The following is a 23568-nucleotide window of genomic DNA, read 5'->3' on the forward strand; positions in this document are numbered from 1 at the left end:
GCCGTGGGATGCTTCCTCGGGTGGAAGGGGACACTCGCCCACTGGGTGAGTGAGGTCAGGTCATGAAACGCACAACACGCCGGGTCGCGGGGTCGCCGCGCGGACGCCGAGGAGTCGCCTCCGTCGGTGTCGTCGCGATCGCTGCCTCGATGCTCGCGTATGCCGCCGTGACCAGCCAGGGCTCCACCGTCCATGAGGCCGACGTGGGCGACGGCGCTGTCTGGGTCTCGTCCTCGGCACAGGCCAAGTTCGGCCGGCTCAACACGCAGGCCCGCCAGCTCGACGCCGGAGTCTCGACCGCGCTCGCGGACGGGTCCAAGGTCGACATCCTCCAGGACGGTGCGGCGGTCGTCGGCATCGCCACCGGCAACACGCTCCTGCCCATCGACGTCAGGACGGCGACCTCGGAGGACTCCGGCGCCGCCGCCCCGGTGCGACCCTCGAGCGACACCGGCGCCTTCGCCCCGCCGACCGTGGACCTGCGTGGCGGGACCATCGCGACCGTCGACCCCAGGACGGGCAAGGTCTGGGCCCAGCGCGTCGACACGGGTGAGGGCATCGACTCGCTCCAGGCCATCAGCTCCACCAGCAAGCCGCTGGCCACGGTCGGCGGCAACGCCTCGATCGCCGTCGACCTGTCCGGCAACGTCATCGCCGCCTCCGGCTCGACCGGCCGGGTCGTCACCATCGCCCCCCGCGGCGAGGGCCTCGCCAAGCCGGTCACGGTGCAGACCAAGGTCCGGGCGCCACTTCTCGACATCACCGCGGTCGGGGACACCTGGGTCCTCTACGACCCCACCAAGGACGAGCTCCACGTCGAAGGACGTGACGAGCCGGTCAGTGCCGGAGCAGCGCTCGGTGACGGTCCGGCATACGCCGCACTGCAGCAGCCCGGACCGGCCGCGGACTCAGTGGTCGTCGCCAACATGGCCGCCGCCCGACCCGTGAGGCTGAGTGGGGGTGACGGGGTCGGAGGAGTCCAGATCCAGGAGCAGGCCAACCGCTCGGTCGAGCCACCGCTCGTGACGCGACCCGTCGTCCTGCGTGGCTGCCTCCATGCCGCGTGGGCCGAGACGGGCAACGTCTTCTATGGTGCCAACTGCGGTCGCACGGACGCGGTGGCGGCCGGCACCCTCGCCGGTGGCGGCAAGGCGGTCGTCAGGGACGGGGTCGCCCTTCGTGTCAACCGCGGCCACATCGTCCTCAACCAGCTCGACACCGGTGACGTCTGGGACCTCGACTCGACGAAGCAGAAGATCGACAACTGGGACGCCCTCATCCCGCCGACCAAGAAGGACGACGACAACGACAAGAAGGACGAGAACGTCGTCGACGACCAGCAGGTGAGCCAGCCCCCCAAGGCGATGCCCGACAACCTGCGCGTCCGACCGGGTCGCACGAGCAAGATCCACCCGCTCGACAACGACACCGACGCCAAGGGCTCCATCCTCGCGATCGACCCCAAGGACCTCACGGCGCCGAGCGCCTCCGACGTCTCCGCCACCGTGTCCAGCGACGGCCAGACGGTCGACGTCAACGTCCCCGCCACCCCGTCCGCGTCGACGATCACGTTCTCCTACAAGGTGAGCAACGGCAAGGCCAAGGAGAAGGGCACCGCCAAGGTCGTCCTCACGGTCGTCGGGGACGAGGTCAACACCCCGCCGAAGCTGCGCGAGGGCGGGGCCCAGCTGGCCAGGACGACCTACCCCGTGGTCTCGGGTGGCCGCGTCGCCGCCTCCGTCCTCGGTGACTGGCGCGACGGTGAGAACGACCCGCTGACCGTGGACTCGGTCGACCCGACGAGCGTCATCGACGGGCAGAGCCGGATCGGGGTCACGGCGCCGGTCAAGCCCGGACCTGCCACGGTGGCCTACGCGGTCAACGACGGCCGCCAGAGCACCAAGGGCGAGGTCAACCTCACGGTCCTCGACCTCGCGCAGCCCAACGCCGTCCCGCCCAAGACCCAGCCGGACGTCGTGCGTGCCGTCCTCGGCAAGCCGGTGCAGCTCGAGCCGCTCGGCAACGACATCCCGGGCGCCGACCCCGGGGACCCCGACGCGCGCATGCGGCTCGCGGGCGAGGTCGCCGCATCGGGTCCCCTCGACGTCGACTCCAACCTCACGACCGGCGTCGTCACGATCACCCCCAACGGGCTCGGGACGACCGAGCTCGCGTATGCCGCGCAGTCCGGTGGGACCGTGGCTCCGGGCCGGATCCGGATCGACGTCGTGCAGCCCGCCGACCCGGAGGCGCCCCCGGTGGCCGTGCCGGACGGTGCGACGCTGCGCGACCAGTCACCGACGATCGTCGACGTCCTTGCCAACGACTACAGCCCCCGGGCCGACGTCGTCGTCACCCAGAGCGCCAAGGTGGACGGCGACAACACCTGGCTGCGGCCGACGATCTACCAGGGCCGGTGGGTGCGCATCGAGGCCCTCGAGCCGTCACCGATCAGCGGCGAGGGCAGCCGCCAGGGCACCGTCGAGTACGTCATCAGCGACGGCGTCAAGCGCACGACCGGACGCATCAACGTCGTCCAGCGCCCGCCGCTGCCCGGCGCGTCCCCCACGGTGGAGGACGACCGTGCCACGGTGCGCGAGGGCGACAGCGTCTCGGTCAGCGTGCTCGACAACGACACGATGGCCGACGGCATCCCGCTGGTCCTCGACCCCGGCAGCGTCAAGGTCATCAGCGGCGGGGAGCCGCGGGCGTTCGCCTCCGGCAACCTCATCCGCTACGTGCCCGAGCTCAAGGCCCTCAAGGCACCCAAGGACGTGGTCATCGAGTACGCCGCGTATGCCGAGGGTTCACCCGAGCGTGCCAAGACCGGTCGCCTGACCGTCACCGTCAACCCCCTCCCGACCAAGGCGTCGCCCAACCAGGCGCCGATCGCGCGCAGCTTCTCCGGCTCCGTGACCGCCGGCGAGTCGGTCACGCTGACGATCCCGTCCACCGGCGTCGACCCCGACGGTGACACGGTGACGATGCGCGGGATCGTCGGCAAGGACGCCGACGCCCTCGACCTCACGTTCGGTCGGGTGGTCTCGGTCGGTCCGTCGACGATCCGCTACGAGGGCTACCCCAACGCCGCAGGCACCGAGCTCATCCGCTACGAGGTCCAGGACCGCTTCGGCGCGACGAGCCAGGCGTTCGTCCGGGTCGGTGTGGTCCGCCCCGGCGACCCGCAGCCGCCCGTCGCCGTCGAGGACGAGGTCGTCGCCGCCCCGGGCAAGCGCGTCACGGCCCACGTGCTGCGCAACGACCTCATCGCCCGTGGTGACGCCGTGCGCATGGACTTCAAGGAGCTCAACCCCGGCGACGTGCAGAAGCAGTGGACCGTCGACGAGGACGACAGCACCATCACGACGGTCGCGCCGCAGCCCGACGCCCCGACCCACGAGTTCGTCTACGGCATCGACAACGGCATCTTCGACCCGTCGCGCACGACCGTCCTCGTGCGTGGGGTCAAGGGACACATCAACCCGCCGATCGCCCAGGACGACGTCGCCAAGGCCACCCCGGGCGAGCCGACGTCGCTCGTGGACGTGCTCGCCAACGACACCGACATCGACTCCGACCCCGCCACCCTCAAGATCGTCGAGGTGCTCTCCCCGCAGGGCAGGATCGAGGACGGCAAGGTCCGCGTCACCCTGCTCGACCACCCGCAGACCGTGCCCTACGTCATCGAGGACGACGACCAGGCGCGGGCCCTCGCGCTCATCTATGTCCCCTCCGGCAGCAACGCGGCACCGTTCGTCGTCGAAGGCACCCTGATCGAGATGGACAAGGACTCGACCAAGACGGTCAAGCTGTCCGACCACGTGAAGTCCCCCCGCGGCAAGGCCATCAGCATCACTGCGGCAGCGACCGTCTCGGCCTCGCCCGCACAGGCGGTCTCGGCCGCCGCCGACGGACGCGACGAGATCACCCTCACCTCGCGCGGCGGCTACATCGGGCCGGGGGCATTGATGCTCGAGGTGAGTGACCAGGAGAATGCCGACGACAAGGACGCGCGGACGGCATACGTGTCGATCCCCGTGCAGGTCGGACCCAAGGTGCCGCTGCTGCGCTGCCCGGACGCGCCGCTGGTCCTGGCCGCCGGTGGCCGCGCGCGCGAGGTCGACATCCCGACCTACTGCCGCGCCTGGCTCCCCGTCGGCATGAACCTCGACGAGGTCCGCTTCGAGGCGAAGTGGGACCCGGAGGCCAAGGGCGCCGACCTCGAGCAGGCCGAGACCGGTGGTCGACTCGTGACGTTGAAGGCCGACGACCGTGCTCCGTCCGGGACCGGTTCGGTCACCGTGACCTCTGACGGTATGCCGCCCGTGAAGTTCCCGGTGCGTGTCCTCGGCCGCCCGGGCGACTCCGAGGCCGAGCGCGCTGCCGCCGAGGCGGCCGCGGCAGCTGGTGGGGCGGCGGCCGCTGCCGCCGCCGCCGCCGCCCTCGGCCCGCCGCGGATGCGACCGATCAGGGTCGACGGTCTCAACGAGGGCGAGTCGGAGTCGATCGAGGTGAGTCGCTACCTCGACTCGCCGCTCGAGAAGCCGTCCTGCTCCATCGAGGCCGCGGCGCTCGAGAGCGGCACCGGCATCGAGGTCTCCCGCAGCGGCTGCACGCTGACGCTGCGTGCCACGTCACAGCCGAGCCCCACCGCCACCATCTCGCTCTCGGTCTCCGACGGCCCGGGCCGACGAGCCGCCGGGCGCGTCACCGTGACGATGCGCGGCAAGCCGATCGCGCCGACCGGGGTGAGTGCCGTCGCCGACCGCATCGCCGGGGGGCAGGCTCGGGTGTCGTGGGTCGCGCCCAGCTATGACGGTGGCGTCACCATCTCCCGCTACACGGTCAGGTGGACCGGAGGCAGCTCGGGGACGCTCGACTGCACGTCATCGCCGTGCACGGTCACGGGCCTGACCAACGGCAAGGACTACACCTTCACCGTCATCGCCAGGAACGCGATCGGTGACAGCCCGCCGAGCGCGCCGAGCAACGTCGTCCGACCCGACACCAAGCCCGAGGCGACCTCCGGCGTGCGCATGGTCTCCCGCGGTGACGGGACCCTCAACATCGCCTGGTCACCCGCCCCCAACAAGGGGTCCGCGATCACCAAGTACGTCGTCCGCCTCATCCCGACGAGCTCCGGTTCGGCGCCCCGCACCGTCCAGGTTGCTGGTGGTGCGAGGAGCGCGACCGCGGGTGGCCTCACCAACAACACGCCCTACTCGGTCGCGGTCCAGGCCTGGAACGGCGCCGGCGCAGGACCCTTCGGCCCGGCCGTGCAGATGCAGTCGGCGGGCACCCCGCCGGCCGTGACCGGGATCAATGGCGCCACCCGTGGGCCGGGGGCGGGTTTCGACTCGGAGTCGATCACGGTCTCCTGGAACCAGCAGACCGACCCCAACGGCCCCCCGCTCAAGCACTACACGGTCTATCGCAACGTCGAGGGCGGTGGCTGGACCCAGATCGGACGCGTGGGTGCGCAGACCCGCACCCTGGCCGACACGATCCCCTACGACGGGCGGCGCTACGGCTACACCGTCACGGCGACCAACGGCGCCGACCTCGAGTCGCCCAAGGGCGACGCGTGGACCTACACCTCGATCGGCGTCCCGTCCGACCCCAGCGTGCAGGCGGAGACGACGCGTGACGACAAGTCCGTCGTCGTCCACGTGCAGGTCGGCCAGCCGCGAGCGGGCGCCTTCCAGGCCATCAAATGGCGCGGTGGCGGCAAGTCGGGTGTTCACCCGTGCGGCTGCTCGCCGGGCACCACCGTGACGTTCACGGTGGCCAACATGGGCATCGACCCGCTGACGATCAAGGCCAAGACGGTCAACACCGGTGGCCGTGAGTCCAGCGAGGCGACGAGCGGGCAGGTCCAGCCCTACGGCCCGACCCTGGCACCCAACAACCTCACCGCCGAGGTCAACGGACGCACGATCGTCTGGCGCTGGGACCTGCGCACCAACGGACGTCCCATCGACAACGTGCAGATCCGGACGTTCGACGGTCGTGGCTGGCGCGCGCCGGACAACCGGCAGAGCCACAGCCAGACGTTCGGCTACTCCGAGACCCACAAGCTCGAGGTCCGGGCGCATGCGACCCCGACACAGTGGAGCGACGCCGCAGGACCGCGCGAGGCGAGGACCATTGACGAGCCCTTCAACCCCGAGATCACCGGCTCCAAGGCAAAGAGCGGCTGTTCGGGCCCGAGCGGTCAGCCCTGCGTCCAGTTCTCCGTCAGTGGTTTCAAGCCGGGCACCTACAACGTGATCTTCAACCACAGCTCAGAGCCGGGGAACTTCGACACGGCAACGCCCCTACAAGTGGGCCCTGGTGGCAACGGGACGTGGGACGGCTACTACTACGTCCGCAAGTACGGCACCGCGCTCAATATCAGGTTCATCGGCCAAGGCAAGGACTTCAGGCTGTCGACGAGGTGGTAGCCCGGGCGCTCCTCCGGCCGATCACTCGATGATCGCGAGGATGTCGCCCTCCTGGACGACGTCACCGACCTCGACCTTGACCTCCGAGACGGTCCCGGCCTGCTCGGTGAGGACGGGGATCTCCATCTTCATCGACTCGAGCAGCGCGATCTCGGTGCCCACCTCGACGGCGTCACCCGCGCGGACGGCGATGGACAGGACATTGGCGACGAGGTCGGAGACGACGTGGTGCGACATACCCGCGACCGTATCCACTACGCACCGGTAACCCGTCCTTCCGCCGCCCGCCCGCAGCCGTTTCGCAGCCCGCACGGTCCCGGTCGCAGCGAATTCGCAGTGCGCCCGTCCACCGTGCGACCTGTCGGACACCACGTCCGGCCACCGCACCACCGACACGAAGGAGCACCGTGATGAGCACCACCATCACCGCCCGCGCGGGCCGGGTCGCCCTCGGCCTCACCGTCAGCCTGGCCGCCCTCGGAGGAGGCATGGCGAGCGCCGCCCCCACCGCAGGCGACGGGGCCAACGTCCAGTCCGGCGCGTCCGTGGCCCTGGCCGGCGCCCGACCGGCGTTCAAGGCACCGTTCAGCTGCGGGACGACGTGGCGCGGGAGCGCCTGGTGGTACGACAACGGCACGCCGCACGAGCCACTGCGGTCGGTCGACTGGAACCAGGGCAGCGAAGATGCCGACTTCGGCATGCTCGTCCGGGCCTCGGCCGGAGGAGAGGTCACCAACGCCGGTCCCACGAGCAGCGGCTACGGCAACAGGGTCGTCATCAGGCACGGAGCCTCCGGCTGGAAGACGAAGTACGCCCACCTCGTGGACGGTTCGATCACCGTCGCGGTCGGCCAGCAGGTGAGCCAGGGCCAGGTCATCGGCAAGGTCGGCAAGTCCGGCGGGCAGAGGTTCTCGCACCTGCACTACGAGCAGATCGCCGACGGCAACGTCGTCGACTCCGTCGTGCAGGGCAACGTCTTCAGCCGCGACGCCGTTCACTACGTGACGAGCACCAACGCCTGCTGAGTCGGCAGGACCGCGCAGGGGGAAGCGGACGGCATACCCGGAAAAGACCGGACGTATGCCGTCCGCTCTCGTTGCAGGGCTGGGCGAGGCTCCGTGCGCGCCGGGTTATCCCGAACGCGCCGAGGCTATGTGTCTGGGAGCGCCACACCTACCCCTGACTGCCGTGCCATCGCCATGCTGACGCCATCGGAGTCCTCCGAACTCGCTCGCGAAAGGGCCAGTCATGCGCCTCACTATGCGCTCCCGCCTCGTGGTCGCCGCAACCGCGGCGGCGCTCGTCACGTCCACGTTCGGAGCCGCCTCCGTCCCGGCATCGGCCGCCCCCGACCCACGCGAGCGCACGGCGCCTGCAGGGGCCACTGTCGCCGGGCGACCACAGCAGGTGCCCAACGACGGCCAGGTGGCCGTCCCTAGCGACGATCGCAACAAGGTCCTGGGCTCGGGTCACCGCACCTCGTCTGACACGGCGTGGACCACCTCGGGAGACGGCAAGGGGTTCCACGTCCTGGCGGCCGATGCCAAGGACGGCTACGCCTGGCGCACCCTGGCGACCCTGGCCGAGCCCGGCGTCGAGGCCGACGCCTGGATCGGCAACGCCTGCATGACCGGTGACGCCCGCTCCGTCGTCGTCACGTATGCGCCCCGAGTGGCGACCAACAAGGCTGAGCTCTTCGACCGCGGTGGCTTCGTCGCTGTCGTGCGGTTGAGCGATGGCGCCGTGACCAAGCTTCCGGTGACCAGCTCGCTCGCCTACTTCTCACCCTCGTGCGGCACGGGGTCCACTGCGCTCGTCACCCAGTTCCGCGAGGACGCCAAGGACGGGGCCGGGAGCACAGGGGGCCAGACCCGAGTCCTCAAGATCGACGCGCGCTCGGGCAAGGTGGCCGCGCCGGTCCAGGTGCCGGGCGAGCTCACCTCGGCCGTCCCCGTGGGCAACGCCATCGTCGCGGCAGACGCCAACGCCCTCGTCAGCGTCGATGCCAAGGGAACCCGCCGCATCGTCGCGGTCGGCCGCAGCGGTCCGTTCCAGCTCACGCCGGACGCCGACGGTGGCGTGGTCTTCCTCGACCGCAAGGACGCGACGGCCACCTATCACCGGGTCTCCGCGGCCGGACTGGCCGGCAGGCGAACCGTCCCCGCGGTGCTGGCGACCGGTCCACTGGACAAGGTCGGGATCACCCGCACGCCGTCCGGCAAGGTGTTCCTGACCGGCGAGGTGACCCCGAAGGTCGCCCTGCCGTCGGGCATCTCGAAGCTCGAGGGCAGCACCTCCCGCACCACTGTCTCGAGCACCGGGGCGCTGAACATCGACTCGGTCCAGGCCTCCGGCAAGTCACCCCGGGGCAGCGGTGACGACCCCACCCAGCTCCAGCGTCCGGTGCAGATCCGCACCACCGTCCGGGCGACCGGAGCCCGGCCGACCTTCGTCGTCACCCCGTCCTCGCGCACCACCGTCGCGGCGGAGAAGCCGCACCCCGCCCTGCGCGCCAGGGCCGCGGACGACACCTCCGGTGCCCGCATCATGGCGGCCGGCTCGCCGACCGATCCGGTCGAGGCGGAGCGCTACTGCTCCGTTGCCCGCAACGACGTCCGCAACCAGGCCATGCAGCCCAAGCCCCGACAGGTCGAGTGGGCGGTCAACCAGGCAGTGAGCGGGACGCTCACCACCTCGCGACCGGCCAACTGGAAGAACCTCGGTATGCCGGCATACACCCCGCAAGGTCTCTTCCCGCCCCGAACCCTCACCGGGGGTGGCGCAGTGCCCTCGCAGGTCTTCCTGGCCATCATCGCGCAGGAGTCGAACATGTGGATGGCCCCCGGCAGCGTCATCCCGGGAGTCACGGGCAACCCCCTCATCGGCAACTACTACGGGCTCCAGATCTACGACTCCTCCTCGGCCAATGACTGGGACATCGACTTCACCGACGCCGACTGTGGCTACGGAGTCACCCAGATCACCGACGGCATGAGGCTTGCCGGACGGACCAAGCCGGGCGAGACCGCGCTGCCCTACAACAGCCAGCGGGCGGCCGGCCTCGACTTCGCCGCCAACGTCGCCGGCGGGCTGCGCATCCTCCAGGACAAGTGGAACCAGACCCGCGCCGCCGGGCTCACCATCAACAACGGCGACGTGTCCAAGATCGAGAACTGGTTCTATGCCGTGTGGGCCTACAACTCGGGCTTCTACCCCCAGTCCACCGCGTCGTCCAACGGTGGCGCCTGGGGCGTGGGCTGGCTCAACAACCCGGCCAACCCGAAGTACCCGGCGAACCGCCAGCCCTTCCTCGAGTACACCTATGAGGACGCGCGCAACCCGCAGCAGTGGCCCTACCCGGAGAAGGTCATGGGATGGGCCGGTCACCCGGTCGAGATCCTCGAGTCGCCCGGAACGCTGGTTGCCGGCTACCGCTCGGCCTGGTGGAACGGCGACGAGACCACGGGTCCGGCCAACCGGGCGGCCGTCAAGCCGCCGGTCACCCAGTTCTGCACCAGCTCCAACAACTGCGTGCCCGGGGCGAAGTACACCCCGAACGCCCCCGAGGTGGTGGGTGAGCCGGCCGGTCCGTGTGCCCACAAGAACGCTGCGGGGCAGTACGACCTCAAGTGCTGGGCCCACTCGGCGAGCACCTGGAAGTCGGACTGCAGCTACAGCTGCGGCAACGCGCTGCTGCGCTTCAGCGCGGGCTACGCCTACCAGGACGACGGCACGGCCTACCCGCCGAACTGTGGCCTCACCGGGTTGCCCGCGGGCGCGCTCGTCGTCGACGACCAGCCCGACTCCGCTCCGATCGTGAGGCCGGGCTGTGCCCGTCCGCATACCAACCAGGGCTCCTTCTCGCTGAACTTCGCGGCCGACGCGAACGGCGAGTATCCGTCCAAGACCGACCTCCAGCAGCTCGGGGCCGGGTTCAGCGGCCACTTCTGGTACGCCCACACCCGCACCCCCAACCTGCGTGGCGGGTCGATGAACGTCACCGGCACCTGGACGCTCAACCGCTCCCTCACCCAGTGGGCCCGGGTCTTCGTCCACATGCCCGACCACGGGGCACACACCCAGCAGGCCCGCTACGAGGTGGACCTCGGCAACGGCACGCGCACCCGGGTGCTCCTCCAGCGCACGATGGCCAACAAGTGGGTGTCCCTGGGCTCGTTCCCCTTCAGCGGCACACCCAAGGTGCGCCTCGTGAGCAACACCTATGACGGCGATGACGGCGTCAAGCCGATCGAGAACGAGGACATCGCATTCGACGCGGTCGCCTTCCAGCCCCTGTCGGCGAAGCCGTCGAACATCGTCGTCTCGATGGGCGACTCCTACTCCTCGGGCGAGGGTGGGTCATCCGTGGACGGTGCGAACTACTACACCGACAGCGACAACAACGGCAGCGACCCCCAGTCGCAGAACGCCTGCCACCGCTCGACCCAGACGTGGTCCCGTCGGGCCACCATCGCCGGGACCTCCGGCACCATCGGAGCGCTCAGCGATGCGCGGAGCTCGCAGGTCGAGCACCACCTCATCGCGTGCTCCGGGGCGCAGTCGGAGCAGCTCCTGCCGTATCACACGGCGGGTGCGACCAAGCCGACGAACGCCTGGGGCCAGACCGGTCGCGGTCAGTACGGCGAGCTTCTCCCAGCTGGACAAGGGGTTCCTCGATGCCGACACGACCCTGGTCACGTTCTCCATCGGGGGCAACGACTCGAGGTTCGCGGACGTCATCGCCGAGTGCATCTTCCTGGCGGGCCTCAAGCTGTGCCAGGACGCGCAGCTGCCCGACAGCACGGTGCCGGCCGGTCAGGAGATCCCTGCGCTCATCAAGGGCAAGGTGGAGGACTCGCTCGTCACAGTGCTCGCCGAGGTGCGCAAGAAGGCGCCCAACGCCAAGGTCCTGCTCATGGGCTACCCCAAGCTCTTCGAGGGCGACGGACAGTGCGTGGTCGGCGTCGGGACGGGTGAGGCGCCCTGGCTGAACTCGATGGGTGACCTCCTGCTCGTGCACATGCAGGAGGCCGTCGACCGGGCCAACGCCGCCGCCGGCAAGACCTTCGTCCGGTTCTCCAACCCGAGCGTGCCCTTCGCCGGGAAGGCCGTCTGCGGCAACCCCGAGACGGTGCACGGGATCGTCGCTCCGTGGAACAAGACCCCTGGTGAGTCCTCGGGTGCGAGTCCCTCACAGCAGTCGTTCCACCCCAAGATCGACGGGCACGGCCACTACGCCACGTCGATGAACACGACGCTGCGGCTGTTGGGTCTGTAGTGGGTCGACCCGACCGGGCGCACCATCGGACGCCGGCCTCGAGCACTCAGCTCGTGGCCGGCGTCGCCGTGCTTGCGCTCCTGGTCCTGACCGGGTGCACGAGCACACGGGAGCAGGCCCGGGAAGGGTCGGTCACGAGGGTTCGCGCGATGGCAGAGACGCTTCGCGAGGACCTGGCCGGTGCCGGGCGCGGCAGCTCCGGGGAGGCCCAGCTCCAGGCGGTGCGAGCGGCCCTCCCGGACCTGCCGCTCACGGCCCGACCCGACGGTGAGGGTGTGGCCGTCACCGGGGCCCTGACCGCCACCGCCGAGAACGGGGGCGGACTGTCGTACGAGAAGCTTCGTCGCCCGCCTCTGCCTCTCCTACCGCATCGCGCCCGGCTCGGGGGAGACCGAGGTGGCCGACGCCCCGTGCCCCGGGGACCTGACTGCCGTGGCGCCAGCGGACGAGACCGTTCGCCTCAGGGACTGACGCTCGACGGCGCCGGTATGCCGTCCGCGTGCGTCCCAGGGGTGTCTCACCGTTCGGTTCCACGGTTCGTCCGGGCCGTGGGGTGGCCATTACCGTGGTGGGTCGAAATCGCATCGGACAGCGCCCCCAGCACGAAGGACCCACCATGGACTGCCGCTCCTGCGGAGCCGACCTGCCCCACGACGCCGCCTACTGCCAACGCTGCGGCACACGTGTCGAGCTCGGGGCGGTCCTCGGTGTCGGGACGGACCTGCCCTCGGTGCCGGCCCTCCCGGAGACGGCAGCCCTTCCCCGGCAGCGGTCGGCTCCACCATCGGAGGCGGCTGCTGGGCCGGCCCAGGCAGACCCCTCCTCCACGCCCACCACCGGACACTCCCGCGGCTCGGTCCTCGCGATGGTCGCGACGTTCGTGGTGCTGACGCTCATCGGCACGTTCGCGCTGACTCGCATGTTCGGGTCCGATGCGCCGGATCCGTCGGTGGCCTCGGGCGCCACGTCCTCCGCACGCCCCACGCAGGAAGGGCAGGACTCGTCCGCCGCGTCTCCGGTGGCGCCCGAAGCACGTCGGTCAATGACCCCGACGCCCGTTCCTCCCGCGGCTTCCTCCGCACCGGGCGTGGACATCCCTGCCGCGGCACGGAGCTGCTCCGCGAGTGGCAGCGACGCCGTCGCCAGGGCCTACGCCGCGACCGACCGGACCTCGTGCGAGTTCGCTGCCTCGGTCCGCAAGGCCTATCGCACGGCGGGCACACCCGAAGGCGCGACGACCCTGCGCGCCTGGAGCCCCGTGACCGAGAAGTGGTACTCCCTCTCCTGCGACGGCGGAGCACCCGTCCGCTGCACGTCGACGACCGACGCGGTGGTCCTCCTAGCCCCCTGACGCCCCGGCCGCATGATCGGGCGACCCCGCAAACGGCCGCTCGACCCGACCTGGCAGGTCGGGCCGAGCGGGACGAGCTCGGGTCGAGCTCGGGGCAAGCGAGGGTCGAGCGAGGGGAGCGGTCAGCGCTCCTCGGTGCCGGCGATGAACGCCTCGAGCTTCTCGCGACCGAGGTCGTCGGGACGCTGCTCCGGCGGGGACTTCATGAGGTAGGACGAGGCGGACAGCAGGGCGCCACCGACGCCGCGGTCCTTGGCGATCTTGGCCGCACGGATGGCGTCGATGATGATGCCGGCCGAGTTGGGGGAGTCCCAGACCTCGAGCTTGTACTCGAGGTTCAACGGCACGTCACCGAAGGCGCGACCCTCCAGGCGGACGTAGGCCCACTTGCGGTCATCGAGCCACGCGACGTAGTCCGACGGGCCGATGTGCACGTTGCGGCTGTCGGTCAGACCCGCGAGCGAACCGGTGAGGTTCGACGTGACCGCCTGCGTCTTCGAGACCTTCTTGGACTCGAGGCGCTCGCGCTCGAGCATGTTCTTGAAGTCCATGTTGCCGCCGACGTTGAGCTGGTAGGTACGGTCCAGCGTGACGCCGCGGTCCTCGAACAGCTTGGCCATGACGCGGTGGGTGATGGTGGCACCGACCTGGCTCTTGATGTCGTCGCCGATGACCGGGACGCCGGCGTCCTGGAACTTCTTGGCCCACTCGGGGTCGGAGGCGATGAAGACGGGCAGGGCGTTGACGAAGGCGACCTTGGCGTCGATGGCGCACTGCGCATAGAACTTGTCGGCCTGCTCGGAGCCCACCGGGAGGTAGGACACGAGCACGTCGACCTTGGCGTCCTTGAGCGCCTGGACGACGTCGACCGGCTCGGCGGCGGAGACCTCGATGGTCTGGGCGTAGTACTTGCCGATGCCGTCGAGGGTGTGACCGCGCTGGACCTCGACACCCGTGGTCGGGACGTCGGCGATCTTGATGGTGTTGTTCTCGGAGGCGTTGATGGCCTCGGCGAGGTCCTTGCCGACCTTCTTGTCGTCGACGTCGAACGCCGCGACGAACTCGACGTCGTTGACGTGGTACTCGCCGAAGGTGACGTGCATCAGCCCGGGCACCGTGGCGGTGGGGTCTGCGTCCTTGTAGTACTCGACTCCCTGCACGAGGCTGCTCGCACAGTTGCCGACGCCGACGATGGCGACGCGAATCGAACCCATGGTGGTGTTCTCCTTCTTCTTGGTGGCCGTCAATCGGCGTATGCCGTGTGGCTCGGTTGGTCGTGCTGTCCAGCTGGTCCGTGGCCCGGACTAGGGCTGCGGGCCCGGGTCGGTGGGGTGGCGGCGCTCGGCGTCGATGAGCTCGGTGAGCCAGCGCACCTCGCGTTCGGTGCCCTCCTCGCCGTGGCGCTGGAGGGCGGCGGTCCAGGAGTCCAGGCGCTCACGGCTGCGGCTGGAGTTGGACCGCACGATCTCCAGCTGCTCCTCGACCCGCGAGCGTCGCCCCTCGAGGATGCGGAGGCGGACGTCGGCCTCGGTGCGGGCGAAGAACGCCAGGCGCACCCCGAAGCCGTCGTCCTCGTAGGCCGCGGTGTCGATGCGCCGGGCGGAGTCCTCGAAGGTCTCCTTGCCGGCGGCGGTGATCTCGTAGACGATCCGGTTGCGTCCTGCGGCCTTGCCCGCCGTCACGGGCTTGCCCGCAGCGGTCGACTGGGCGATGAGGCCGCGGTCGAGCAGTCCGGACAGGGCCGGGTAGAGGGTTCCGTAGGACAACGCGCGGAAGGCTCCGAGGGCGTCGTTGAGGCGCTGACGCAGCTGGTACCCGTGGGCAGGACCTTCGTGGAGGAGGCCGAGGAGCGCGAAGTCGAGCAGCTCGGAGCGCTTGCTCATGCCGGGCACCTCCTGCTTCCGTCGCGTCACCGGTGGTGACAAACTCCGACCTTGTCAGCAGGACTGTACCTGAAAGCTATATCGGGGCGATACATCCGCCCGAACTCCCAACCCAGCCGAACCCGGCATCAGGGGTGCAGGCTGAGCCCCTTGGTGATCTTGTCGGCGTCACGGCGATCGGTGCGGAAGGACAGCCCGGTGAGGGCGAGCTCGGCGCGCGGGACGGCAGCAACGGCGGCGCGGTTCGCCTCGTCGTGGCCCGTGGCGAACAGCTGCTCGGTGAACACGGCCGGCGTGACCCCACGCGACACCGCACGCTCCAGGGTGCGGGTCAGCTCGTCCGCGGTCGCCGCGAAGACGAGGGCGGGCTGGCCGAATATGGCGAGGTAGCTCGTGCCGTCGGCATCGCCGTAGGCCTCGCCGATCGACTCGGGGGCGGCTGCACTCACCCCACTGGCGAGGAAGGCCGTCATGTTGAGCTTCTGCCACGACGGCAGGTCAGCTCGCAGCACGATGATGATCTTGGTGTCGAAACGTACGTCTGGCATGGCTCGAGGCTAGCCGTATGCCCGGGAATCGTGACACAATTCCGAACCATATTCGGTCACGAGGGAAGCGATGGCTCTGATGGACGAACTTGATTCGGCGCTGGTCACCGCCCTGCAGGTCGATGGTCGGCGCAGCAACCGGGATCTCGCGGCCTCGTTGGGGATTGCGCCGTCCACGTCACTCGAGCGGGTGCGCTCCCTGCGGAGCCGGGGGGTCATCACCGGCGTGCACGCGGCAGTCGACCTCGAGTCCATCGGTCGTCCGGTCCAGGCGATGATCACCGTGCGGCTGCGTCCCCAGAACCGTGCCGTCATGCACGGCTTCCGAGACTTCGTCGCTGCCCTACCGCAGACGCGCAACGTCTACATCACCACCGGCTACGAGGACATCCTTGTGCACGTCGCCGTCGCCTCGACGGCTGCGCTGCAGGACTTCGTGCTCGACGCGTTGACGGGGCGCAAGGAGGTCGCCGATGCCCGGACGTCGGTCGTCTTCGAGCACGTGCACAACCCCGTCGTCACGCCCGGCTGACGCAAGCCAAGTCAGCTGGTCGAGGGTGCCGCGTTGGCGAGGAGCCGGGCCAGGCGAGCGGGCTGGGTGAACATCGGCCAGTGACCGGAGTCGATGTCCACGAGCTCGAGGTGCTCGATCTTCGCGAGCTCGGGGGTGTCGCCACCATCGATCCATTCCTTGGCCTGGCCCGGTGAGAACTCCGGGCAGACGAGCACCGACGCAAGGGCGAACCGTCGCTCGTCCCGCAGGTGCACGACGCCCCGAGTGACGCCGACGGGCACCGGGACGGCAACCGCGTCGAACCGCGCTCTCGCCTCGTCATCCATGTCGTCGGAGTCAGGTCCGGCGAAGGTCTCCCATCCGGGGAACGGCACGACGTCCCCGGCGGGCTCGAAGAAGTCGGCGTACTTCTCACCGTCCGCAACCGGGTACCCACCGATGAGGACGACGGACGCGACCTTCTCGGGCTGGGCGTCGGCGGCCAGCCAGGCGAGGCTGCACGCCGCGGAGTGGCCCACGACCACGGCGGGCTCCGGCGCGGCGTCGACCGCGGCGAGCACCGCTGCCACCTGGTCCTCGAGCGTCGCGGTCGCGTCGCCGTCACCCTGGCCGGGCAACGCCACGGGCACGGGGGTGTGGCCCAGCGCGGTGAGCTCCGGGACGACCGCGTCCCACGCCGTCGCGGGAAGCCAGAGTCCGCCGATGAGGACGATGTGCATGGTGAGGTCTCCTTTGAGTCGGGTGTCGTGCTCGCTTCCGTCCACCGTAGGACGTGTTGCGGACGAAACACTTCCGGTATGCCGTCCGGCGTGCCATCGTTCTCGTCGTGCCTTCCGCGTCCGTCCCGCCGTCGGAGATGAGCCCCACGGCCCGCGCCCTGCGCACCCTCGAGGTGCTGCAGAACCGGCCCGGGGTGACCGCCGGAGAGCTGGCTGCTCGGCTGGGGGTGAGCGAGCGGGCGACGCGGCGACACATCGCGATCCTGCGCGAGGCCGGCATACCGGTCGTGTCGACGCGCGGTCCGCACGGCGGCTACACCCTGGGGCGCGGTGCGGTCCTTGCTCCCGTCGTCTTCACCGAGACCGAGGCGCTCAGCCTGGTCATGGCGGTCATCGACAGCCACCCCAGCGCGGCGAGCGCCACCGGGGTCGACGGCGAGGTCGACGCCGTTGGCTCAGCCCTCGACAAGGTGGTCCGTGCCCTGCCCCGGGCCGCGAGCCGCGAGGCGACGGCATTGCGTGAGCACGCCTGCGCCACACCGGATCGCCACCCGAGCCGCCCCGACCCGGCGACGACGAGCGCCCTCGTGGCCGCGAGCGCCGGCCGGCAACAGGTCCGCATCACCTATGCGAGCGAGTCGGGGTCGACCTGGCAGGACGTCACCGACCCGTGGGCCGTGGTCGTGCGGCACACCCGCTGGTACCTCCTGTGCCGCTCCCACCGCGCCGACGCGGTCCGCACCTACCGGATCGACCGGATCAGTGAGGTGGCCGCCCTCGGCGAGAGCTTCACCCCCCCGGCGGACCTCGACCCCGTCGCCTCGCTCGAGGAGCACCTCGGCATCGGCTGGGAGTTCGAGACGCGGGTCGTCTTCGAGGTTCCGGTGGAGGAGGCGCAGCGCTGGGTGCACCCGGCCATGGGAGCCCTCGCACGGCATACCGATGGTTGTGTCCTCGTGGGCAGCACGAGCAACCCGACCATGTATGCCAGGGAGTGGCTCGCCCGCATCCCCCTGCCCCTGCGGGTCGAGGATGGGCCCGAGCTGGTCGGCGCGTTGAGGTCCGTCGCCGCCCAGCTGCAGGCCGCGGTGGGCCCGACCGACTGAGTACCGGGGCGGGCTTCCTGAACGTCGCACTCAGGTTTGTGCCGTCATACTGGTTTGAGGCGCACCTGCCGCGTGGCTGGTGTGCGCCCGCGTCCGCACCGTCTGCCCCGAAAGTTCTCCATGAGCATCACACCCCGTTCGCGCGCCGAGGCCCGTCAGGACGCCCGCCCCCGCCGTGGGCGCCAGGGCGCCCGCCGGTCGTGGCCGCGCCGGATCCTCTACACGCTCCTCGGGCTCTTCCTGCTCGGTGTCATCGGCGTCGGTGTCGCCTACGCGATGATCAAGGTGCCGAGACCCAACGACCTCGCCGTGGCGCAGACCAACGTCATCTTCTTCGCCGACGGCAAGACCGAGATGGGTCGGTTCTCAGAGCAGAACCGCGAGCCGGTCGAGCTCAAGCAGATCCCCAAGCACGTGCAGCAGGCGATGCTCGCGGCCGAGGACCGCAACTTCTACGAGAACAACGGCATCTCCCCGACCGGCATCGCCCGCGCCGTCTGGGTCGCCGTCAAGGGTGGCGAGGCGACGCAGGGTGGCTCCACGATCACCCAGCAGTACGTCAAGAACTACTTCCTCAGCCAGGACCGCACGCTCTCCCGCAAGGCCCGAGAGATCCTCATCTCGGTCAAGATCGACGGCCAGCAGTCCAAGGACCAGATCCTCGAGAACTACTTCAACACCATCTACTACGGACGCGGGGCCTACGGCATCCAGACCGCGGCCAAGGCCTACTTCGGCAAGGACGTCTCCAAGCTCACCCCGGCCGAGGGCGCCTTCCTCGCCTCGGCCATCCGAGGCCCGTCGTTCTACGACCCCCGCCTCGGCGCCGAGCAGAAGAAGAACGCGCAGACCCGGTCGGGCTACATCCTCGACGCCATGCAGGACCAGGGCTGGCTGACCGCTGAGCAACGGGCGCAGGCGACGTTCCCCACGAAGTTCCAGAAGTACTCGCCGCCGACCGCGGGCGGAGCCAACGGCTACGTCATCCAGAAGGTCAAGGAGGAGCTGAGCGGGAAGCTCAAGCTCACCGAGGCCGAGACCGCCCGAGGTGGCCTGCGCATCGTCACGACGATCGACGCCAAGAAGCAGAAGGCTGCTCAGGACGCCGTCAAGGACCGCATCCCCAAGGCGGCGACCGACATCAAGGTCGGACTCGTCTCCATCAAGCCCGGCGACGGGGCCGTCGAGGCGCTCTACGGTGGCACGGACTACGCCAAGAACCAGTTCAGCACGGCCACCGACGCCACGATGCAGGCCGGGTCGGTGTTCAAGATCTTCACCCTCATCGCGGCTCTGCAGGGCGGGGAGATCAGCATCCGCAACACCTTCAACGGCGCCAGCCCGCAGTACTTCGACGAGTTCGAGAACCCCGGCGGGGAGACGGACTTCAACCGGCGCGGTGGGGTCCGCAACTTCAACCAGGAGGACTACGGCCGGATCACCGTCGCCACCGCCACGGCGAACTCGGTCAACACCGTCTATGCGCGCATGAACATCCTCGCCGGACCCGAGAAGACCGCTGCCGCAGCCACCGCCGCAGGCATCACGACCAAGCTCACGCCCAACTACGCCAACGTGCTCGGGAGCGACAGCGTCAAGGTCATCGACATGGCCAACGCGTACGCGACCCTCGCGGCCGAAGGCGTCAAGGCCACTCCGTACTTCGTCAGGAAAGTCACCTCGACCGACGAGTCCTTCGACTACACCGCGAAGCCGAGCACCAAGCGCGTCTTCGACAAGGAGCTCGTCTCCGACGTCGTCTACTCGATGCGGCAGGTCATCGAGCGCGGCAGCGGTGAGTATGCCGGCGACCGTCTCGACCGTGAGGCGGCCGGCAAGACGGGCACCTCGAGCGACAACTACTCCGCCTGGTTCGACGGCTTCACCCCGCAGCTCGCGACGGCCGTCGGCATGTACAAGGGCGACGGGAAGGTCAAGGAGGCGAACCAGATGAACGACGTCCCCGGATGGGGCCCCATCACCGGCGGCACGATCCCGGTGCGCATCTGGACCGACTACATGCGCACGGCCACGGACGGCATGGAGCGCAAGGAGTTCCCCGAGCCGGCCTACATCAACAGGGACGCGGTTCCCAAGCAGACGCAGCCCCCCAACGACACGGGTGGCAGCACCGGGGGCAACACCAGCGAGCCGACGCGCGAGCCCGAGCCGGATCCGGAGCCGGAACCGGAGACCACGACGCGAGCGCCGTCGTCCACGACCCCACCGCCCTCGCCGACGCCCGAGCCGACGACACCGAAGCCCACGACACCCGACCCGGAGCCGACGCAACCCAGCCCCGAGCCGACGAAGTCCCCGGGCCGACCGACGATCCCCGTGCCCACGATCTCGCCCTCGGTCAACGGCGACGCGCCCAGCTGACCCATGCCCTCATCCGGTGCAGTGCGTCAGCGGGACCGGCTGCGCCCGGCCGACCTGACCCTGGGCCCGCTGGCGCTGTTGGCTGCGCTGCCGGTGCTCGCGTCGGTGTGGAAGCAGGGGCCCTGCCTCGACAGGGGCTGGGGCGGGACCGAGCCCTTCTGGCGGTTCTGCTACTCCGACCTCGCCGTGACGACCCAGACGGCGGGAGCGGAACGGGGACTTCCGGCATACCTGTCGGGTGACGTCCCCCTCGACCAGCCTCCGCTGACCGGAAGCGTCGTCGCGCTCGTCGCCGGCCTCGGGCCGGGCGAGGGCGCCCTCGCGACGCAGCGCTGGGTCCTCGGCGTGTGGGCCGTCCTGGCGCTCGCGGCCCTGGTCCTGATGACGTGGTGGGTCCGCACGAGCCTCGACCACCCCGGCGCGGACCCGATGCAGGTCGCCGTCGCGCCGGTCGCCGCGCTCACCGTGCTCCTGTCGCCGGACCTTCTCGGGGTGGTCCTCGCGACCGGCGGGCTGTGGGCGTGGAGCCGGCGCCGTCCGGCTCTGGCCGGGGCGCTGCTCGGCGCGGGGGTGATGGCCCGGACCTATCCCGGCCTGCTCCTCGTCGTGGTCGCCCTCGTGGCCTGGCGCACCGGGCGTGAGCGCGACCTCGGGCGGTTCGCGGGTGGCGCCGTGGCGGCCGTCGTCCTCGTCGCGATCCCGTTCCTCGTCCTGTCCCCGGGCACCCTGGTCCACTCGTGGTCGACCTGGCTCGAGACCCCCGCCGGACTCGGGTCGGTCTGGTACCTGCCGACGCTCGCGGGCAGCCCGTGGCCGGCGTCGGTGGTCACCGTCGTCGCCGGGGTCGGCATCATCGTCGCCCTGGTCCTCGCGGCACTGCTCGCGCTCGGCGCCCCGTCGACGCCGCGGCTGGCGTCGGTCGCGCTGGTCGCCGTGGCCGTCGTCCTGGTCAGTGGCACCGCCTTCCCGGTGCAGGCGTCGCTGTGGCTCGTGCCGCTCGTGGCCCTGGCCGGGCTGCGCTGGCGCGACCACCTCGTGTGGGCGCTCGCGGAAGCGGTGCACTTCGTCGCGGTCTGGCTCTACCTCGGCGGCCTCCAGGACACGAACCGCGCCCTGCCCGCAGGCTGGTATGCCGTGGCCCTCCTGGTGCGGGTCGCCGCCGTCGTCTTCCTCGCCGTCCGCGCCTGGCAGACCGCCACAACGTGCCCGCCGGAAGTGGGTACCTCTCACCTCACAAGGGATCCGCAGCCAGGTGAAGTGAGAGCTTCCGAAGCGAAGTCGCCGTCCGTTCCGGCGATTTAGGGCGTATGCCGTCCAGCCGGTACCCTTGCCGAGTTACCAGTGCCCTGTGGACAACTCCACAGCCGTGTCGGTAGCGATGCATACCCTCCTGTCACGGAGAGACCGTGACCGTTCAGACCGAAGGAGGCGGGTTAACGCATGCGTCAGTACGAACTCATGGTCATCCTCGACCCGGAACTCGACGACCGCACGGTTCAGCCGTCGCTCGACAAGTTCCTCACCGTCATCACCAAGGACGGTGGCACCGTCGACAACGTCGACATCTGGGGCCGCCGTCGCCTGGCCTACGAGATCAAGAAGAAGGCCGAGGGCATCTACGCCATCGTCAACTTCACCTCGGAGCCGGCAACCGCCAAGGAGCTGGACCGTCAGCTCGGGCTCAACGAGTCGATCATGCGGACCAAGCTCCTGCGCCCCGGCGCCTGAGCTCTCCTCACCGACTTCCCGGCCGACCCGGCGACTCGTCGCTGACCGGCCAACGCTGACCACACCGCATACGAATCCTTTCGTTGTTGCACCCAGACCAAAGGGGATCTGATCCATGGCAGGCGAGACCGTCATCACGATCGTCGGGAACCTCACCGGTGACCCCGAGCTGCGCTTCACTCCGTCCGGCGCTGCCGTCGCGAACTTCACCGTGGCTTCGACGCCGCGCACGTTCGACCGTCAGTCCAACGAGTGGAAGGACGGCGAGACGCTGTTCATGCGCTGCTCGGTCTGGCGTGACGCGGCGGAGAACGTCGCCGAGTCCCTCCAGCGGGGCACTCGCGTCATCGTCACGGGCCGTCTGAAGTCTCGTTCGTACGAGACCAAGGAAGGCGAGAAGCGCACCGTCATCGAGATGGACGTCGACGAGGTCGGCCCTTCGATGAAGTACGCGACCGCCAAGGTCAACAAGACCTCCCGCGGCGGAAGTGGCGGCGGTTTCGGCGGCGACGGCGGCTCCGGCGGCGGTCAGGACCCGTGGGCGACCGGCGGCTCCGCACCTCAGGGTGGGGCGTCCTCGGGAGGCCAGGGTCAGGGCGGCGGCTGGAACCAGCCTGCAGGCGGCCAGCCCGCCGGCGGTCAGTCGGCACCGCAGGGCCAGCCGGGTCAGCAGGGCGGCGCTCAGGGAGGGTGGGGCAACGCCCCGTCCTACGACGAGCCCCCGTTCTGAGTCGTCCTTGGTCCGGCGCCTGAGCGTTGCTCGCCTCCGGGCGAACGTCACGGTCGCCGAACCGTCCGGCCTCCGGGCCACCTCACAGATCCACACCATCCCTGGGAGACCAGGGCTCATCCGCTGAGACACTCGGCAGAAGGAGAGCACCACGATGGCTAAGCCAGTTGTGCGCAAGCCCAAGAAGAAGGCCAACCCGCTCAAGGCGGCGAAGGTCGAGAACATCGACTACAAGGACACGGCGCTGCTGCGCAAGTTCATCTCCGACCGCGGCAAGATCCGCGCTCGTCGGGTGACCGGCGTGTCCGTCCAGGAGCAGCGTCTGATCGCCAACGCGGTCAAGAACGCCCGTGAGATGGCGCTCCTTCCCTACTCCAGCTCGTCCCGCTGACGCGCGACCCGAAGCCAGAAGGAGAGCTGAACAATGAAGGTGATTCTCACGCACGAGGTCTCCAGCCTCGGCACCGCCGGTGACGTCGTCGACGTCAAGGACGGCTACGCCCGCAACTTCCTCTTCCGTCGCGGTCTCGCGACGCAGTGGACCAAGGGCGCACAGAAGCAGGTCGACGCGATCGCCAAGGGCCGTGAGGTCCGCGAGGTGGCATCGCTCGAGGAGGCCCAGTCGATCAAGGGCAACCTCGAGTCCAAGCCCGTGACCGTGCCCGCGCACGCCGGCAAGGAGGGACGTCTCTTCGGTGCCGTCTCGTCCGCCGACATCGCCGCCGCGGTCAAGGAGGCCATCGGCACCGAGCTCGACAAGCGCAAGATCGAGGTCCCGACCCCGATCAAGTCCACGGGTACCCACGAGGCGCTCGTGCGTCTGCACCCCGAGGTCCAGGCCAAGGTCGAGCTCAACGTCGTCCCCGGCTGACCCTCTACTGACGCT

18 protein-coding genes are annotated in these 23568 nt (G+C 69.9%); 13 read left to right on the plus strand and 5 right to left on the minus strand.

All coding sequences use genetic code 11. The annotated features are described in order from the left end of the window. Nucleotides 1-62: 62 nt before the first annotated feature. A complete protein-coding gene (locus ACZZ98_RS08630; RefSeq protein ID WP_463515850.1) occupies nucleotides 63-6443 on the plus strand; it encodes an Ig-like domain-containing protein in 6381 nt (2126 codons plus the stop codon). 21 nt (nucleotides 6444-6464) lie between these two features. On the opposite strand, the gene ACZZ98_RS08635 is transcribed toward ACZZ98_RS08630, so the two are convergent. Then, a complete protein-coding gene (locus tag ACZZ98_RS08635) occupies nucleotides 6465-6680 on the minus strand; it encodes a biotin/lipoyl-binding carrier protein (RefSeq protein ID WP_463515851.1) in 216 nt (71 codons plus the stop codon). A gap of 173 nt (nucleotides 6681-6853) precedes the next feature. On the opposite strand from ACZZ98_RS08635, the gene ACZZ98_RS08640 reads away from it, so the two are divergent. The 4 genes from ACZZ98_RS08640 (at nucleotide 6854) to ACZZ98_RS08655 (ending at nucleotide 13072) form a co-directional block, all read left to right on the plus strand. Continuing rightward, nucleotides 6854-7468, plus strand: a complete 615-nt coding sequence (locus ACZZ98_RS08640; protein WP_463515852.1) for a M23 family metallopeptidase — start codon at nucleotides 6854-6856, stop codon at nucleotides 7466-7468. Between the two features lie 223 nt (nucleotides 7469-7691). Further along, nucleotides 7692-11420: a golvesin C-terminal-like domain-containing protein gene (locus ACZZ98_RS08645; RefSeq protein ID WP_463515853.1), complete on the plus strand. Its 3729-nt coding sequence runs from the start codon at nucleotides 7692-7694 to the stop codon at nucleotides 11418-11420. Further along, on the plus strand, nucleotides 11323-11721 hold the full coding sequence (locus tag ACZZ98_RS08650; protein ID WP_463515854.1) for an SGNH/GDSL hydrolase family protein: 399 nt from the start codon (nucleotides 11323-11325) through the stop codon (nucleotides 11719-11721). Before ACZZ98_RS08645 ends, ACZZ98_RS08650 begins: the two co-directional genes overlap by 98 nt. A 616-nt stretch (nucleotides 11722-12337) precedes the next feature. Further along, complete coding sequence (locus tag ACZZ98_RS08655) at nucleotides 12338-13072, plus strand: hypothetical protein (protein ID WP_463515855.1); 735 nt, start codon at nucleotides 12338-12340, stop codon at nucleotides 13070-13072. Nucleotides 13073-13194: 122 nt separating this feature from the next. Here ACZZ98_RS08655 and ACZZ98_RS08660 read toward each other — a convergent pair whose 3' ends face one another. The 3 genes from ACZZ98_RS08660 to ACZZ98_RS08670 all read right to left on the minus strand — a co-directional run bounded on the left by ACZZ98_RS08660 (nucleotide 13195) and on the right by ACZZ98_RS08670 (nucleotide 15503). Further along, complete coding sequence (locus tag ACZZ98_RS08660; protein ID WP_463515856.1) at nucleotides 13195-14286, minus strand: inositol-3-phosphate synthase; 1092 nt, start codon at nucleotides 14284-14286, stop codon at nucleotides 13195-13197. A gap of 90 nt (nucleotides 14287-14376) precedes the next feature. After that, complete coding sequence (locus tag ACZZ98_RS08665) at nucleotides 14377-14955, minus strand: PadR family transcriptional regulator (protein ID WP_463515857.1); 579 nt, start codon at nucleotides 14953-14955, stop codon at nucleotides 14377-14379. A 128-nt stretch (nucleotides 14956-15083) separates the two neighbouring features. After that, nucleotides 15084-15503 carry a DUF2000 family protein gene (locus tag ACZZ98_RS08670; RefSeq protein ID WP_463515858.1) on the minus strand — a complete coding sequence of 140 codons (420 nt, stop codon included), beginning with the start codon at nucleotides 15501-15503 and terminating at the stop codon, nucleotides 15084-15086. Nucleotides 15504-15582: 79 nt separating this feature from the next. Between ACZZ98_RS08670 and ACZZ98_RS08675 the strand changes: the two genes are divergently transcribed. Then, entirely contained in the window at nucleotides 15583-16035 is a 453-nt protein-coding gene (locus ACZZ98_RS08675) for an Lrp/AsnC family transcriptional regulator (RefSeq protein ID WP_463515859.1), read from the plus strand. An 11-nt stretch (nucleotides 16036-16046) separates the two neighbouring features. Here ACZZ98_RS08675 and ACZZ98_RS08680 read toward each other — a convergent pair whose 3' ends face one another. Continuing rightward, nucleotides 16047-16736 carry an alpha/beta fold hydrolase gene (locus ACZZ98_RS08680; RefSeq protein ID WP_463515860.1) on the minus strand — a complete coding sequence of 230 codons (690 nt, stop codon included), beginning with the start codon at nucleotides 16734-16736 and terminating at the stop codon, nucleotides 16047-16049. A gap of 107 nt (nucleotides 16737-16843) precedes the next feature. Between ACZZ98_RS08680 and ACZZ98_RS08685 the strand changes: the two genes are divergently transcribed. The 7 genes from ACZZ98_RS08685 to rplI all read left to right on the plus strand — a co-directional run bounded on the left by ACZZ98_RS08685 (nucleotide 16844) and on the right by rplI (nucleotide 23553). Then, nucleotides 16844-17842, plus strand: coding sequence for a helix-turn-helix transcriptional regulator (locus tag ACZZ98_RS08685; protein WP_463515861.1), 999 nt, complete (start codon nucleotides 16844-16846; stop codon nucleotides 17840-17842). A gap of 120 nt (nucleotides 17843-17962) precedes the next feature. Next, the gene (locus tag ACZZ98_RS08690; RefSeq protein WP_463515862.1) at nucleotides 17963-20224 is read left to right on the plus strand and encodes a transglycosylase domain-containing protein; all 2262 of its coding nucleotides are present in this window, start codon (nucleotides 17963-17965) and stop codon (nucleotides 20222-20224) included. A 3-nt stretch (nucleotides 20225-20227) separates the two neighbouring features. Then, nucleotides 20228-21526, plus strand: a complete 1299-nt coding sequence (locus ACZZ98_RS08695; protein ID WP_463515863.1) for a glycosyltransferase 87 family protein — start codon at nucleotides 20228-20230, stop codon at nucleotides 21524-21526. 138 nt (nucleotides 21527-21664) lie between these two features. Then, entirely contained in the window at nucleotides 21665-21952 is a 288-nt protein-coding gene (rpsF, locus tag ACZZ98_RS08700; RefSeq protein WP_353951808.1) for a 30S ribosomal protein S6, read from the plus strand. 115 nt (nucleotides 21953-22067) lie between these two features. Next, nucleotides 22068-22682, plus strand: coding sequence for a single-stranded DNA-binding protein (locus ACZZ98_RS08705; protein ID WP_380086501.1), 615 nt, complete (start codon nucleotides 22068-22070; stop codon nucleotides 22680-22682). Between the two features lie 154 nt (nucleotides 22683-22836). Continuing rightward, nucleotides 22837-23073: a 30S ribosomal protein S18 gene (gene rpsR, locus ACZZ98_RS08710; protein WP_035904052.1), complete on the plus strand. Its 237-nt coding sequence runs from the start codon at nucleotides 22837-22839 to the stop codon at nucleotides 23071-23073. Between the two features lie 33 nt (nucleotides 23074-23106). Beyond that, nucleotides 23107-23553 (plus strand): 50S ribosomal protein L9, encoded by a 447-nt coding sequence (rplI, locus tag ACZZ98_RS08715; RefSeq protein ID WP_380086502.1) that lies wholly within the window; start codon nucleotides 23107-23109, stop codon nucleotides 23551-23553. Nucleotides 23554-23568 lie beyond the last annotated feature (15 nt).

This window comes from Knoellia sp. AC549 (assembly GCF_979258975.1).